The 14,923-nt window shown below is 35.6% G+C and carries 12 protein-coding genes and 1 riboswitch; of the genes, 4 read left to right on the forward strand and 8 right to left on the reverse strand.

Annotated elements, in window-relative coordinates:
* Positions 1-241: 241 nt before the first annotated feature.
* On the reverse strand, positions 242-1,225 hold the full coding sequence (locus AC6CHR_RS00775; protein ID WP_498246535.1) for a TIGR00341 family protein: 984 nt from the start codon (positions 1,223-1,225) through the stop codon (positions 242-244).
* A gap of 743 nt (positions 1,226-1,968) precedes the next feature.
* Positions 1,969-2,052: riboswitch (ZMP/ZTP riboswitch) on the forward strand.
* A gap of 53 nt (positions 2,053-2,105) precedes the next feature.
* On the opposite strand from AC6CHR_RS00775, the gene AC6CHR_RS00780 reads away from it, so the two are divergent.
* On the forward strand, positions 2,106-2,939 hold the full coding sequence (locus tag AC6CHR_RS00780) for a bifunctional 5,10-methylenetetrahydrofolate dehydrogenase/5,10-methenyltetrahydrofolate cyclohydrolase (RefSeq protein ID WP_498246536.1): 834 nt from the start codon (positions 2,106-2,108) through the stop codon (positions 2,937-2,939).
* A gap of 353 nt (positions 2,940-3,292) precedes the next feature.
* On the opposite strand, the gene AC6CHR_RS00785 is transcribed toward AC6CHR_RS00780, so the two are convergent.
* Together AC6CHR_RS00785 and AC6CHR_RS00790 are read right to left on the reverse strand one after the other, a co-directional pair.
* On the reverse strand, positions 3,293-3,835 hold the full coding sequence (locus AC6CHR_RS00785; RefSeq protein ID WP_498246537.1) for a DinB family protein: 543 nt from the start codon (positions 3,833-3,835) through the stop codon (positions 3,293-3,295).
* A gap of 447 nt (positions 3,836-4,282) precedes the next feature.
* Entirely contained in the window at positions 4,283-4,726 is a 444-nt protein-coding gene (locus tag AC6CHR_RS00790; protein WP_498246538.1) for a hypothetical protein, read from the reverse strand.
* 396 nt (positions 4,727-5,122) lie between these two features.
* On the opposite strand from AC6CHR_RS00790, the gene AC6CHR_RS00795 reads away from it, so the two are divergent.
* Positions 5,123-5,428 carry a DUF4306 domain-containing protein gene (locus AC6CHR_RS00795; protein WP_498246539.1) on the forward strand — a complete coding sequence of 102 codons (306 nt, stop codon included), beginning with the start codon at positions 5,123-5,125 and terminating at the stop codon, positions 5,426-5,428.
* A gap of 403 nt (positions 5,429-5,831) precedes the next feature.
* Here the strand turns inward: AC6CHR_RS00795 and AC6CHR_RS00800 are convergent, their stop codons facing one another.
* From AC6CHR_RS00800 to AC6CHR_RS00810, 3 genes are read right to left on the reverse strand one after another with little or no spacing between them, the layout of a single operon-like run.
* Positions 5,832-6,743: a glycine betaine ABC transporter substrate-binding protein gene (locus AC6CHR_RS00800; RefSeq protein ID WP_498246540.1), complete on the reverse strand. Its 912-nt coding sequence runs from the start codon at positions 6,741-6,743 to the stop codon at positions 5,832-5,834.
* On the reverse strand, positions 6,743-7,591 hold the full coding sequence (locus AC6CHR_RS00805) for an ABC transporter permease (RefSeq protein WP_498246541.1): 849 nt from the start codon (positions 7,589-7,591) through the stop codon (positions 6,743-6,745). Before AC6CHR_RS00805 ends, AC6CHR_RS00800 begins: the two co-directional genes overlap by 1 nt.
* Before the next feature lies 1 nt (position 7,592).
* Positions 7,593-8,846, reverse strand: coding sequence for a quaternary amine ABC transporter ATP-binding protein (locus tag AC6CHR_RS00810; RefSeq protein ID WP_498246542.1), 1,254 nt, complete (start codon positions 8,844-8,846; stop codon positions 7,593-7,595).
* A 304-nt stretch (positions 8,847-9,150) separates the two neighbouring features.
* Between AC6CHR_RS00810 and cudC the strand changes: the two genes are divergently transcribed.
* Both cudC and AC6CHR_RS00820 read left to right on the forward strand, forming a co-directional pair.
* A complete protein-coding gene (gene cudC, locus AC6CHR_RS00815) occupies positions 9,151-9,699 on the forward strand; it encodes a choline uptake/conversion transcriptional regulator CudC (protein WP_498246543.1) in 549 nt (182 codons plus the stop codon).
* 195 nt (positions 9,700-9,894) lie between these two features.
* Positions 9,895-10,239: a hypothetical protein gene (locus AC6CHR_RS00820; protein WP_498246544.1), complete on the forward strand. Its 345-nt coding sequence runs from the start codon at positions 9,895-9,897 to the stop codon at positions 10,237-10,239.
* Positions 10,240-10,490: 251 nt separating this feature from the next.
* On the opposite strand, the gene parC is transcribed toward AC6CHR_RS00820, so the two are convergent.
* Positions 10,491-12,938 (reverse strand): DNA topoisomerase IV subunit A, encoded by a 2,448-nt coding sequence (gene parC, locus AC6CHR_RS00825; protein WP_498246545.1) that lies wholly within the window; start codon positions 12,936-12,938, stop codon positions 10,491-10,493.
* A 3-nt stretch (positions 12,939-12,941) separates the two neighbouring features.
* A complete protein-coding gene (gene parE / locus AC6CHR_RS00830; protein WP_498246546.1) occupies positions 12,942-14,912 on the reverse strand; it encodes a DNA topoisomerase IV subunit B in 1,971 nt (656 codons plus the stop codon).
* Between the last annotated feature and the right edge of the window lie 11 nt (positions 14,913-14,923).

A 14,923-nucleotide genomic window follows, 5' to 3' on the forward strand; every position in this document is an offset into this window, starting at 1 on the left:
TCATTTTATTAGAGCAATACATGGCTTTTACGCAAGTACCCATCAGCTCAAAGACATTATTACCTCACCATTTATTATTTGTCATAAAGAAAATGTTCTTTGGATCAAGCGGAAGGAATAGTTGAGTACTACTAGGGTATGAAAAAGAATATATATTGATTCTAAGTCTTTTGCTTAGATTGTACGAGGAAATGGTCCACTAAATTGCTGCAAAATAGACCAAAAAAGATAACTACGAATTCTATAAGTGTGAATATATAACAGCAATAACAAGAAAAATTGCAATGATACTGGTAAAGATTAAGGAGTTCTTACGAGAGGTATTTGCTTCCTTAATATCCCTCCAATTAATGGGTTTAATTCCACTTAGCCAAAACACCAAAATAGTTGATAAAAAGATCGCATTAATATTAATTAAAAGCATTAATAGAGGCATTAACGCTTCCTTCCATTGTCCAGCTCCAACCATCATACCTAACACAACAGTTGGCGGTAAAACAGCCAAGGAGACCATCACTCCAACTAACTGTCCATGTGAACGTTTAACAAATGATAAAGCTCCCGCGGCTCCGGCTACGGTTGCAACAATAATATCTATAATTTGTACATTTGTTTGTGAAAGAAACTCATTGCTGTTCACTGGTAGATCAAAATAATAACCAAATAAAACAGCGATCGTAAATGGAATTGATAGACCAAAAAGAGACGTAATAATTGATTGTTGAGCGAGCTTTTGATCACCTAAAATAGAGGCAAATGAAATTCCTAGAATAGGGCCAATTGCTGGATCGATGACATTCGCACCTATAACAAAACCAGGACTGTTTTGGATGATCCCGACTGTAGCTATAATTGCAGCAAAAATAGTAAACCAGGTAAAACTAGGGTTAATCTTACCTGAGGAACGAACAATTTCATATAATTCATGTTTACTAGCTCGCTCAAGTTCTTTTGTATCATTTGTTTCATTTAGCTCATTATATTCACTAGGGAAATATGCTTTAACGGAAAATAACATGATTTGAAAATCATCATTTTTTTTAGACGCTTTTTCTAGATAGTTTAAAATTTTTTCTGCGTCTTCTTTTTCAACTAAAATTCGAATAAGTTTATTATTGTCTTTTACATTAGTGATCCAATATGAAACGATAGGGAAATTATGTAAAATACTATTTGAAAATTCAAAATTGCTTGGTGAATATACTTCTATCAACTGTAACTCCATATTCATCCTCCAGAACCAAGTCTGCCATTTCTCAATATTATTTATTATTCACCTTTGTTAGATGTAATAATACAAAAGAACTAATGGAACCTCCTTATACCTTTTCTTAATATTTAGAGGGAAAGCATAAATCATCACCTAGTTTTCTTTTTTATACCAAAGTGATCTCACTCTTTCCGAAGATGTATTTTGTAACCTAGTAGTTCTAATAGATATCCTCATACGTAATCCCTGTTGGATTGAGCAAGGATTTCACCAAATCATGTTAGGTTTTTTCGGTGTCAATGGCCCGTAACCCTTCCTCTATTTTCTACCGAACGTTTTAACATACGATGCACCAATCTGCTTCTGTAAAATGTGATGAACCAACTCGTTTAAGATTTTAAAAGGTTTCCTAATAAAAATTGTTTTTCAGCTTTATTTAGTTTTCTATTTACAATTTTCTGAATCTCATAATTAAAAGAATCCGTCCGCCCCTACCACTCACTGTTAATTACTGTACCATCTAAATCAAATAATACACCTCTGAATCTACCTACATCATTACTCAACTCAACCTTTCTCTTTTTGTCTAAACTCTGATTTAAGTTGTACCTATTCAAACAATGGGTAAGAAATTCCTTTTCCAATAAAGCTGCAACCTTTAATGAATATTGAAAAGTGCATGATAACACTTTTCATATTAATAAACACCTTTTTTATTGACATTAATCCCCTTTATGTTATCTTGTTCTTATATAGGAGATAGGCACAGTAACTGACGACATTTGTGGAAATGACCACAAGGAAGCTGTGTTTTATAAGGTCGGGTCGTCTGGGCAGAGATAAGGATTATAATCCTTATCTTTTTTTTATTATATTATCAGGAGGCGACGACGTTATGGAAAAATTAATTTTGGATGGGAATATCGTAGCGCAAGAAATGAAAGATAGCTTGAAAGAACGGATTGATATTTTAACAAGTAAGGGTACCATACCCTGCCTTGCAACGATTTTAGTTGGTAATAATCCTTCTTCAGAAACATACGTAAGAATGAAAGGGAATGCCAGTAAGAGAGTAGGTATTAAATCTATCCGTGTCCAATTGCCTGAAGATATAGGAACGAAAGAGTTGTTAAATGAAATTGAAGCACTAAACAATGATAATTCTATTCATGGTATCCTTTTACAACATCCCGTTCCTTCACACATTGATGAGCGTATGGCTTTTGAAGCAATTGATTTACGAAAAGATGTAGATGGTGTTACAAGTGCAGGGTACGGTCAAACAGCATTAGGCTTTGGAAGATATCCCTCATGTACACCTGCAGCAATTATGAAAATTTTAGAATACTATCAGATAGAAATTGAGGGAAAACATGTAGTCGTAGTTGGTAGAAGTCCAATCTTAGGTAAACCAGTTTCGGCATTACTTCTCAATAAAAATGCGACTGTTACAACGTGTCATTCCAAAACTTCCAATTTACCCACAATATTAAAACAAGCAGATATTGTTGTAGCAGCGGTAGGAAAGCCTAAATTTATTCAAGGAAACTGGTTAAAGGATGGTTCAGTTGTTTTAGATGCAGGTTATAACAAAGGAAATCTCGGTGATATTGATTATGAGACTTGCTATAAAGTTGCAAGTGCAATAACCCCAGTACCAGGTGGCGTTGGTCCAGTAACAATCGCTACATTGCTGAAACATACGGTTGAATCAGCAGAAAATGTCTAAATTTAATTTTAATTTTGCTTGCTCTCTCGTTACGTAATAACCTTTCATTTTTTTCTTGAAGTATCTCTTTTTAAACAGAGATACTTCAAGAAAAGGATAGACAATCTAAAAAAACTCCACCCTTGACTCCAAAATAATAGGTGAATTTCAAATTCCCTTAACTAATGTGGTCTGAATAACTTAAAATCGATTGTTTATATTTCATATTCATATATCCTTATATTATCCTAGGAGTTACCAGAGGTTTTAGAATAACAATTTAAACCGCTCACAAAAAGGACTTTCTAATTTTGTCCTACATATAAAAAAGCAATTGATCATTTTCAGTATTAGAATAACACGACTAAAGTCATTTAAAAGATAAAATATACATAATCCGTAGGTACGCTTCGTTCACCTTGTTGATGAAGCATCGCTGACACATTACCACGATGGTAGGTTCCATGATTCACTACATGGTGAATAAGATCGGCAAGTATGAACTCACTACGACCATATTCAGGATGCTCAGTAATGATAATTCGATCTGGATCATGCTGCTCAGAAAAAAAACTGTAAAATTCTTCTGAAAGTGCATTATAGAACGCTTCAAGTTCATCTATTGACGCCCCTGATGCTTCTGACTGTCGACGTTCAACTTCTCTAACAGTATCATGGAAACTTCTTTCTTTCATCGTTTCCAGCCAGGTAATATCTGTTGCGTAAAGGTGAATCAGAACATCTGAGATAGATGAGAAAACACTTTTAACAGTCTCGTTATACACACTTTCAGGTAGTTGCTTTAAGTGTTGGATCACTTGTTGGTTAGCCCAAACGTGGTAATCGTACATTTTCTTTGCTCGGTTATTTTCCATTAGCTCACTCTTCTCTGTTTTAATTTGTTTACCTTTTATCAATGGATTTCCCTATAGCTCTATTCAACACAATAATTTTTTATCCTTCTTTCTGGACTTTTTTCGTCCAACTGTTTTGTATAAATTTAGTAGAATAATCAGTATCCTCTAAGGGGAATTCACTTAAAACATGCGATGTTTTTCCCACATACACTCAAAAATGTAGACCAGGTATATTTCCCCTGCTCATTATTTGAATAACTAAGGGTTGATTTGTTTTCTACTCTTTCTTACCTTTATTCCGCCAAATAGAATAAAAAAATCCCTCCATTATCACAATAGGATTTTTGATCAAACTTTTATAAATTATCATTTTTATCCAAAATATATATCGTTCATCTTTTTTCAAAACGGTGCAATTTTATTACAACCGGATAAAAAGATACACCAATGAGAAAAAACCACCCTTTAAGGATGGTCCTCAAATTACTACTACTTTTTCTTTTGGATTTAATATGGGTACGGAAAATAAGGATACGGATAGAAATATGGGTACGGTCTTAAAAATAAAAAATTTAATAATGGGAAACGGAATCGACGGAATCGACGAAATCTCCTTCTTCCATAGCCATATTGCCTATTTGTACCATCGTTTAACTCTTCTTCATCGATTTCCTCTGGTACTAACATTGTCACGTTATTTTCGTCCATATCTGTGATAATACCTTCTATATCTGATCCATCTTGCATTTTTGCTTGAACATGGTAGTTCATATACTCTCTACATTGTTTTTTTATATCCTCGTGCATAGGTTGGTATGCTCCCTGAACCCCAGTTGGATACATTTGATTAGGCATACTCTGAACATCTTGAGGATACATATTTTCGTTCCCTTGATTCGGATGATTGCCATGCTGCACTCGATGAACGTTAAGTTCATAATTATTGTACATTTATATCCCTCCTCTACCTCCTTAAGGTATGCACCCATCTAGAATTAGGTTAATAAATATTTATCCGAAATGTTATCTTAAACACAAATTTCTTGAGCAATCGGAATGAGTTGTTTCTATATGGGGTCCCACCATCACAATGCGGAAAATAAGGAGTTACAACTTTAATAAAATCTCTCTATATAAAAGCCTAATTTCTCTTCTACAACTACAACTTTGAAAAATTAAGGGCTTTAGTTACTACACATAACCGCACTATTATTTAAATTGAGCATCTATAAGAAACTTGGTGAATTATTAAAAATTTTCATTAAATCCCTTAATAATGTTTTCCATTTAAATGATATAATCTGTTTATAATAACATAAACAAACCATATAAAATGAGGTGAGTAGTTTGGCAAAATTATCAAGAGTCATTCTTTTTCTTGTTATGATACCTACATTTGCGTATAGTTTCTTTGCAACATCTTGGACAGGATCGTACATTATGCTTGAAGAAGATTGGATGACACATATTGTCTTTACTCCAAAGTCTTCAACTGGTCCAGAGCAAATTTATGAAGTTGATAAGTTTCTGTTCGCGTTTTCTATCCAACCATTGTTAAGTGTAGTCTGTCTCTTATCTTTCTTGATACTAATTGGGATGATTATTTATTGGGTGATGAAGAAGTTTCATTCTCAAAAAATGATATATGTATAAAAATTCTAGTTTGTATGTATAATTGAATTTGTGCTAAAGTGGTAGGTTACTAGAAGAAAAATGTAAGTTTACTGTAAAGAAAGGATAAAAAAAGTGATTGATTTCATTTTATCCATAATCCCCCGCTCTAATAGTAGTAATTGGTTTAATCATGTATTATCTAGGTAATTCCCAAAAATCAAACTTAAAGGTGTAGGTTGGATTTATACTATCTTTAATAGTTCTTGAATCACCTAATTTAGGGGTTTATTGAAGGATTTATGACTGGCTTTAGTGACTAAATTAGTAAACATTTATCGATTTCCTTTTAAACTACATATATTTAGAAATAAAATAACCGCTCAGAGTAAAAACTCTAAGCGGTTATTTTTAAATCAGTATGGAACTAAATGATTTAATATCATTACTCTTTTAAATCCTCGATTGAATCAATATCCATATAAGCTGGAACAACTAATCCAGTTTTAGCACCTTCAAGGTTTGGTCCTAGGTCTTCAAAATCGCCTTCATACTTTTCATATTGATCAGCATGAGTTAATGGTAACCAACCAGCGATATGTGCATCTACACTTCCATCAGCAACACCAGCCCACATTGGACCTGCTTCTACTTGACTGATTGTTACTTCATATCCAAGGTCTTGAAGTACTTTTGCTAGAACATTCGTACTTGCAATTTCACTATCCCAAGCAACATATGCAATTTGTACTTCTTCTCCATTACCTTCTTCAGCACCTTTAGTCCACTCTGCTACTCTATCACTGTTTTCTTCTACCCAGGCAGCAGCAGCTTCTTCAGCTTTTGTACCTTCTTGGATACTACTCATTATTACACCCATTTCATCGGGTGACCAGTGAAATTGATCTAATACCTTGTGTACACCTGGTAGATCGTCTGCTAATCCATTACGTGCAATCGAATTAATATTTTCTGCTTCTCCAAATACACCATTCGGATCTTCTAAATACTTTAAATCAAATTTTGAGAACATCCAATGTGGAGTCCACCCAGTAATTATAATAGGTTCTTCTTTATCATAAGCTTTCTTTAAAGATGCAGTCATTGCTGCGCCAGAACCTTCAATCAATTCCCATTCTGTTAGCTCATAGTCTTCAATAGCTGCTGCAGTTGCTTTCGTAATTCCTGCACCTGGATCAATTCCTGTAATCTTGTATTCTACTGATTCACCAACAGATGCTGTGTTATTACTAGAATCAGATTCATTTGACCCACTGCTTTCCTCACCACTACTACAAGCTGCTAAACCTACTGATAAACCTAATGCCAATGTTACTTTTGATAATTTTGTAAACATTAAACGGTTCCCCCTTTTTTACTTTTCCCGATATTTTGAGTAATTCTATCTAAAATAATCGCAATGATTACGATTGCCAATCCAGCTTCAAAGCCTGTTCCTGTTTGTAGCTGTGTGACAGCACGATAAACGTCTGCACCCAGTCCTGGAGCACCAACCATAGAAGCGATAACAACCATTGATAAGGCTAGCATAATACTTTGGTTGACACCCGCCATGATGGTTGGTAATGCTAATGGTAATTGTACCTTCATTAACTTTTGACTAGTAGTCGAGCCAAATGCCTGTGTTGCCTCAATTAATTCCTCAGGTACTTGTTTAATCCCTAAAATCGTTAAGCGGATAGTTGGAGGCATTGCAAAAATAACAGAAGCAACAACCCCAGGTACTACACCTATATTAAAGAAGAAGATTGCAGGTAATAAATAAACAAATGCGGGCATTGTTTGCATAAAGTCAAGAATTGGAGATACGACCTTACCAGTTTTTTCACTTTGTGAAGCCCAGATTCCAATTGGAATACCAAGTATGATTGAGATACCGACAGAAGTAAGCACAAGTGCAATCGTGTCTAGCATATTTTCCCAATATCCTAAGTTATCAATTAACAGCAAGCCAATGATTGTAAAGAGCGCTATCCGCCAATTACAAACCTTCCAAGCTAGTAAACTAACAATAATCGCTAATAAAATAACAGGTATAACGCCAAGTCCAAGCACGATTCCTTCGACAAAGAACTCAAGTCCATTTGCTATTCCTTCAAAGAGAGGATCAAAATGAAGAACGAGCCAATCAATAAACACATCGATCCAGTCTGCTATTGGTAATTTCGGTAATAATTCATCCATATTAGAGCACCTCCATTTCGACTTTTACAGGTTGCTCTTTATGTACAGTCTCATTTATAAATGTATCATTACCAGCAAGTGCTCCAATAACTGCCCCTCTTATGACTATTCCCTTTAAGCGGTTCGTCTCATCAACAACTGCCACTGGTATGACAGCACTAGATACGTCATCAAATAAGTCAACTAAATGTGTCTCTGGTTGGACTGTTATACAATCTTTGGTAATCACTTCTTCTAACTTAAGATTATTCTCAATTGCATTTTTTGCATCTGCTGCAGTGACAGCTCCGATTAATTTCTTTTGTTTATCAACAATATAAACGGTTGAAATGCCGTTTTCCTTCATGACATTTAGAGCAACTCTAGCTCCTTTTTCAAGCTGGATCGTCTCTGCCCTTTTCATAACATGACTTGCTGTTAAAACTTTTGATAGATCAACATCTTCTACAAATCGTTCAACATAATCATTAGAAGGATTCATAAGAATTTCTTCAGGCGTTCCTATTTGAACAATATTACCATCCTTCATTAATGCGATTCGGTCACCAATTCGTAATGCCTCATCAAGATCATGAGTGATGAATATTATTGTTTTTTCCATGGTTGATTGAAGATCTAATAATTCGTCTTGCATGTCTTTCCTGATTAGTGGATCAAGTGCACTGAATGCTTCATCCATTAATAAAATGTCAGGATCATTTGCCAACGCTCTTGCAAGTCCTACCCTTTGTTGCATGCCCCCGCTTAGTTGACTAGGTAATTGAAGTTCATAACCCTCAAGACCAACAAGTTTTAAAGCTTCTAAAGCCAGTTCTTTCCGTTTTTCTTTTTCTACACCCTGTATTTCTAAACCATACTCTGTATTAGAGAGAACCGTACGATGAGGAAATAATGCAAAACGTTGAAAAACCATACTCATTTTTTCCCGACGAACATTTCGTAGTTCTTCCTTATTCATTGCAACAATATCTTCACCATCAATTAACACTTGACCACCTGTAGGTTCAATCAAACGATTAAACATCCGAACAAGTGTTGATTTCCCACTACCGGAAAGACCCATAATAACGAAGATTTCTCCAGGGTATACATCAAAGCTAGCACGATTAACTCCGACTGTAGATCCGGTTTCTTTTAATATCTCTTGCTTTGATTTTCCCTGTTTAAGAAGCTGAGCAGCCTTTTTGGTGTTTTTCCCAAAAATTTTCGATACTTCTCGAACAGTGATTTTTACCGTTCTATTATTGTTATTCATTTTTCCACCTCTATATAATCATTAAAAAAACGCGACTAAGATACTATTTATTAGATTAAATCCGTCCTTTCCCACATAAATTGTCACGATCACTCCTGCCTTATTAAGTATAGAAATATTACAAAGTGATTACAAAGTGTATATAACGTCAAATATGACCGTAAGCTTCGTACAGAAAATACTGTACGTACTTTACATACTGTATGCGTACAATTCCTCCTATTTCCTTTTCATTCGTTATCTTTACAATCAATTCAGTTAACTGTAGTCTGTATATATAACTGATAATAGGATGTGAAAGGGTTTGCAGGGTAAAGATGAACTTGAGAAAGCTCGTGAACGTGTTATTGAGGCCATTTCTCAAAACATGAATTTATATGGTGTAACACCGTCAGTAGGAAGATTATGGGGACTTCTTTATTTTCAAAATCAACCATTGACATTAGACGAAATGAAAAATGAGTTAGGTATGAGTAAAACGAGTATGAGTACTTCTGTTAGAAATTTAATGGATTTACATATGGTTGATAAAGTTTGGAAGAAAGGAAATCGTAAGGATTTATACAAGGCCGAGGAAGACTGGTTTCAAACCTTCTCTGATTTTTTTACAATAAAATGGCGTAGTGGTGTGAACATTAATGTATCGGCAATAGAGAAATCATTACAGGAACTTCATAAACTGCTAGATACGAATGAGCTAACCGAAGAAATGATTGCTCTAATTAATAACGACATCGAAAAACTTCATCAGGCATTAGACTATTATGATTGGTTAAATCGCCTTGTTGACAGCTTTGAAACAAACGAAATATTTAAGTACATCCCAAAGACAAAGATCGAACACACTGATTAATTTTTTCGTGTTCTTTTTTATGCCAATTTCCTTCATCTTTTTGTTATTTTAAAAGGCGGCATGAAAACAATTAGCAACAAAATCAAATTTGTAAACCCTCCCATTGGATGATGACAAAAATAGACAAACAAAACGCTTTTCAAATGGTTAAAATGGCGGTATGATATGACTATTCTACAGCGAAGGAGTGATAAAATGAAACTACTTTTGCTGATTAAATCTTTGATGATATTTTTGATCGTGTTTGTCGGTTGTCATTTTGTTTCAATGCCTCACTCTAATCAGCCCGCTAGTCATGGCAAGCTGGTTGCTGTTGAAAGTGTATCAACCTTTGAAACAATTAATCTACAAGAAGATCAAAAACATGTTGATTTTCTTATAGGTGGGCATGTGGTAGGATATTTACTAGTCCTCATGCTAGCGTGCACTACACACCTAGTCCGTACCCCTACTAAGTCTAGACGGAAATTAAAACATTTTCTATACTCGGTTTATTATCAATCTTCCTATTTTTCCAAGTCTCATTTATATACAACCTAAATTTACAATAGGAGGTTATATAAATGATTTGGTTAAGATTCATTCCAGTAGTCTTATTTTCACTTACTGCAATTAGTCTCTTCACGTATCAAGGAATCGAAATTATCCATGCCTTTAATGATTACTTCAGTAAAAAATAAGAGCACAGCGCCGGTTCAGTGACGTATTAAAAAATAATGAAAAATGACAAAAGATATAATTTTTGATCGTATAAGAAAAGGGGCTGATCCTAGTGGATTAGCCCCTTTCTCCTATTCTTGTTTATCCTTTGTTCCGTCCTCAAGTGATAACCACACATTTGTAACAGAACCTGTATCCTGTTCATCTATAACGAAAGAACCGTTACTATAGCGGTCATTAGGTCTTAAGGAAGAAACGTTTATACATTCAATAACACCTTTTGCTGTTTCAAGATAAAAGTCGCCTTTATCTTGAACAATCTCTGCTCCAGCAATTCGATGAGGATTACTTTTTAATTCTCTAAGCATAACTAAACCACGTTTAGCACGTGTTGATTTTTCAAAGTCAGCAACAGACATTTTTTTGACAGCACCTCTTTGAGTTGCAATAACTAAATATGCCTTTTTATTACGTAAGATCAATTTACCACTTACGACATAATCATCTGGTTTTAAATTAATACCTTTAACACCTGCTGCTCGAGGTCCAACAATACTTACTTCTTCTTCCTCAAACCATAAACCATAGCCTAAGTTAGTCACTAAGAATAAATCATTTTCCCCTGAACTAACATGGACATCAATAAGCTGGTCATCACCTTTGAGATTTAAGGCAACTAATGGTTTTGAATGCCTTTGTGCCTTGTAATGAATTAGCTCTGTTTTTTTCACCATACCTAATTTTGTAATAAAGGTTAAGAAATTAGGTTCTTCAAAATTCTTTACCGGTATTGCCTTGAGGATGTCTTCATCTCGATCAATTGGGATAATATTAGCAATATGTTGACCAATATCCTTCCATCTAATTTCAGGTAGTTCATGGACAGGACAATACAAATAATTTCCTTTGTTTGTGAATAACAAAACGACCTCTGTTGTATTGATTTCAATTTTTGAGAGTAGCCTATCGGTATCTTTCATTCCGAAATCCTGCCCATTCGAAGCTGAATATGACCTCAGACTTGTACGTTTAATATAACCATCTTTTGTAACAGTCACGATAACATCCTCTGAAGCAATCATCACTTCAAGATTAATCTTAATTTCCTCGATTTTCTCTTCAATGACAGAGCGACGATTATCAGCGTACGTTTTTTTGAGCTTTCTTAGGTCATTTTTAATCACTTTTAAGAGGATATTTTCATCACTCAAAATGCTAGTAAGCTCCTCAATTTTCTTCGCTAACTCCTCTGATTCATTGGTTAATGCGGTAATATCAGTATTTGTTAAACGATAAAGCTGTAAGGATACGATCGCTTCGGCTTGCGGCTCAGTAAATTGAAAAGCATCAATTAAATTATTTTTGGCATCACGTTTGTCTTTCGAAGCACGGATTTTTGCGATTACTTCGTCTAATATAGACAAAGCCTTTATTAATCCTTCAACAATGTGGTGGCGTTCTTGTGCTTTACGAAGCTCAAATTTCGAACGGTTCGTAACAACCTCTTTTTGATGGCCTATATAGGCATCTAGAATCGAAGGCAAACTCATTAGCATTGGTCTACGATTATGAATTGCTACCATATTAAAATTATAAGTAACTTGAAGATCACTATTTTTGTATAGATAGTTTAATACACCTATAGCATTGGCATCTTTTTTTAGTTCAATGACAATCCGTAATCCTGTTCGATCAGTATCGTCACGGACCTCTGAAATCCCTTCCACTTTACGTTCAATACGGAATTCGTCCATACGTCTAACAAGGTTTGCTTTATTCACTTCAAATGGGATTTCTGTCACAACGATTTGTTGTTTCCCACCTCGTGTATCTTCTATACTCGCTTTCCCACGGATAATTATTTTTCCTTTACCCGTTTCATATGCCTTTTTAATCCCATCAGTTCCCTGGATAATCCCTCCAGTTGGAAAGTCGGGACCTTTGATCACCGTCATCAGTTCATCTACTGTACTACTTGGTTTATCCATACGCTTAATAACCGCATCGATAACCTCACCTAGATGATGTGGAGGTATATCTGTTGCATAACCAGCCGATATACCCGTTGAACCATTGACTAAAAGATTGGGGAACATCGCAGGAAGGACTAATGGTTCTTGACTTGTATCATCAAAATTCGATACAAATTCAACTGTATCCTTTTCAATGTCCCGGAGTAATTCAGAAGCAATTGCAGATAATCTAGCCTCGGTATAACGCATTGCAGCAGGAGGATCACCATCAAGACTTCCGTTATTTCCGTGCATTTGAATCAGTACATTTCGAACTTTCCAGTCTTGACTCATACGTACCATTGCTTCATATACTGATGAATCACCATGTGGGTGGTAGTTACCAATAACGTTACCTACTGTTTTTGCTGACTTTCGGAAATTACGTTCAAACGTATTTCCGTCGACGTGCATTGCATATAAAATTCTTCTTTGTACAGGCTTTAGCCCGTCACGCGCATCTGGAAGAGCTCGATCTTGAATAATGTACTTACTATAACGTCCGAAACGGTCACCAAGTACATCTTCAAGAGGTAAATCACGATATATTTCTACTGAATCTGCCAAAACCTAGACCTCCTCTGGGACCGATAAGTGTTCATTTTCTAATATATTTGTTTCTTCATCAAGACCAAATGCGACATTATTTTCGATCCATTTACGGCGTGGTTCTACTTTATCCCCCATAAGTGTTGTTACGCGACGCTCAGCACGTGCTGCATCATCTATTTTAACCCGAATTAATGTCCTTAACCCTGGGTCCATCGTTGTCTCCCAGAGCTGGTCTGCGTTCATTTCTCCTAAACCTTTATAACGTTGGAGCATGTACCCTTTTCCAACTTTTGCGATAGCATCTTCTAAATCATCATCCGACCATGCATATTCAACAACCTCTTTTTTGCCCGTTCCTTTACTTACCTTATAAAGTGGCGGTAAAGCGATAAATATTTTACCATTTTCAATTAATGGTTTCATGTAACGATAAAAGAATGTTAATAAGAGGACCTGTATGTGTGCGCCATCTGTATCCGCATCAGTCATGATAATTATTTTATCATAGTTAATGTCTTCGATTAGGAATTCTGCTCCAACTCCACCACCAATTGCATGTATAATCGTATTGATTTCTTCATTTTTAAAAATGTCGGCAAGCTTAGCCTTCTCAGTATTAATGACTTTACCTCTTAATGGTAGTACAGCCTGAAAGCGGCGATCTCTACCTTGTTTTGCAGATCCACCTGCAGAATCTCCCTCGACAAGGTAGATTTCATTTTTGAGTGGATTACGTGATTGTGCTGGGGTTAGCTTCCCACTAAGATTGGTATCGGAGCGTTTACGCTTCTTACCCGTTCTTGCTTCTTCACGTGCTTTACGTGCAGCTTCTCTCGCTTGAAAGGCTTTAATCGATTTTCTTACAAGTAATGTCCCTGAATCAGGATTTTCCTCTAAAAAGTAAGATAAATTTTCAGAGATAACAGCATCAACAGCAGATCTAGCTTCACTTGTTCCAAGCTTACCCTTCGTTTGTCCTTCGAACTGGAGTAGTTCTTCCGGAATACGAACAGAGATAATCGCTGAAAGACCCTCTCGAATATCAGATCCTTCCAAATTTTTATCCTTTTCTTTTAACAATCCGGTCTTTCTTGCATATTCATTAAAAGCTCTAGTCATTGCGGTTTTCGAACCAGCTTCATGTGTACCGCCATCTTTCGTCCGTACATTATTGACAAAGGATAAGATGTTTTCTGAATAACCGTCATTAAATTGAAAAGCAAAATCAACCTCAATACCATTTTGATTTCCCTCAAAAGAAACAACTGGGTGAAGTGAGTCCTTTTCTTCGTTCAAATAGGAAACAAACGCCTCAATTCCAGTCTCATAAAGATAGGTCTCTCCTTGACCACTTCTTTCATCCATCAGTTCAATTTTAAAGCCCTTTAACAAGAATGCTGACTCACGTAAGCGTTCACTTAACGTTTCAAAGTTATATGTTGTCGTAGTATTAAAAATTAGTGGATCAGGTTTAAAATGAATCTTTGTTCCAGTTTTAGTCGTTTTCCCTTTCTTTTCAAGGGTTGTTGCCGGCTTACCGCCGTTTTCAAATCGTTGTTCATATATAAAGCCTTCTCGTTGAATCGTTACGACTAACCATTCAGATAAGGCATTTACAACAGATGCACCTACACCATGTAGACCACCACTTGTCTTATAGCCACCTTGACCGAATTTACCACCGGCATGAAGAATGGTTAAAATAACTTCTGGAGTTGGTTTGCCAAGCTTATGCATACCTGTTGGCATTCCACGACCTTTATCTTGTACAGATATACTGTTATCTTTATGTATTTTAATAATAATGTGATCTCCATATCCAGCTAACGCCTCATCTACAGAGTTATCAACGATCTCATACACAAGATGATGTAGTCCTCTGCTATCTGTGCTTCCGATATACATTCCTGGACGTTTCCTTACTGCTTCAAGTCCTTCAAGAACCTGTATGGCATCATCATTATAATCAAATTGTTGCTTTTTAACCAAAACGACTAAAC

Source organism: Metabacillus sp. GQ13, assembly GCF_059758525.1.

Bases quoted from the DNA above. Each gene is read 5' to 3' on its own strand.
- AC6CHR_RS00810 (WP_498246542.1), bottom strand. From the start codon at position 8,846: ATGAATAACAATAATAGAACGGTAAAAATCACTGTTCGAGAAGTATCG.
- AC6CHR_RS00805 (WP_498246541.1), bottom strand. From the start codon at position 7,591: ATGGATGAATTATTACCGAAATTACCAATAGCAGACTGGATCGATGTG.
- AC6CHR_RS00800 (WP_498246540.1), bottom strand. From the start codon at position 6,743: ATGTTTACAAAATTATCAAAAGTAACATTGGCATTAGGTTTATCAGTA.
- AC6CHR_RS00820 (WP_498246544.1), top strand. From the start codon at position 9,895: ATGAAACTACTTTTGCTGATTAAATCTTTGATGATATTTTTGATCGTG.
- AC6CHR_RS00790 (WP_498246538.1), bottom strand. From the start codon at position 4,726: ATGTACAATAATTATGAACTTAACGTTCATCGAGTGCAGCATGGCAAT.
- AC6CHR_RS00780 (WP_498246536.1), top strand. From the start codon at position 2,106: ATGGAAAAATTAATTTTGGATGGGAATATCGTAGCGCAAGAAATGAAA.
- AC6CHR_RS00775 (WP_498246535.1), bottom strand. From the start codon at position 1,225: ATGGAGTTACAGTTGATAGAAGTATATTCACCAAGCAATTTTGAATTT.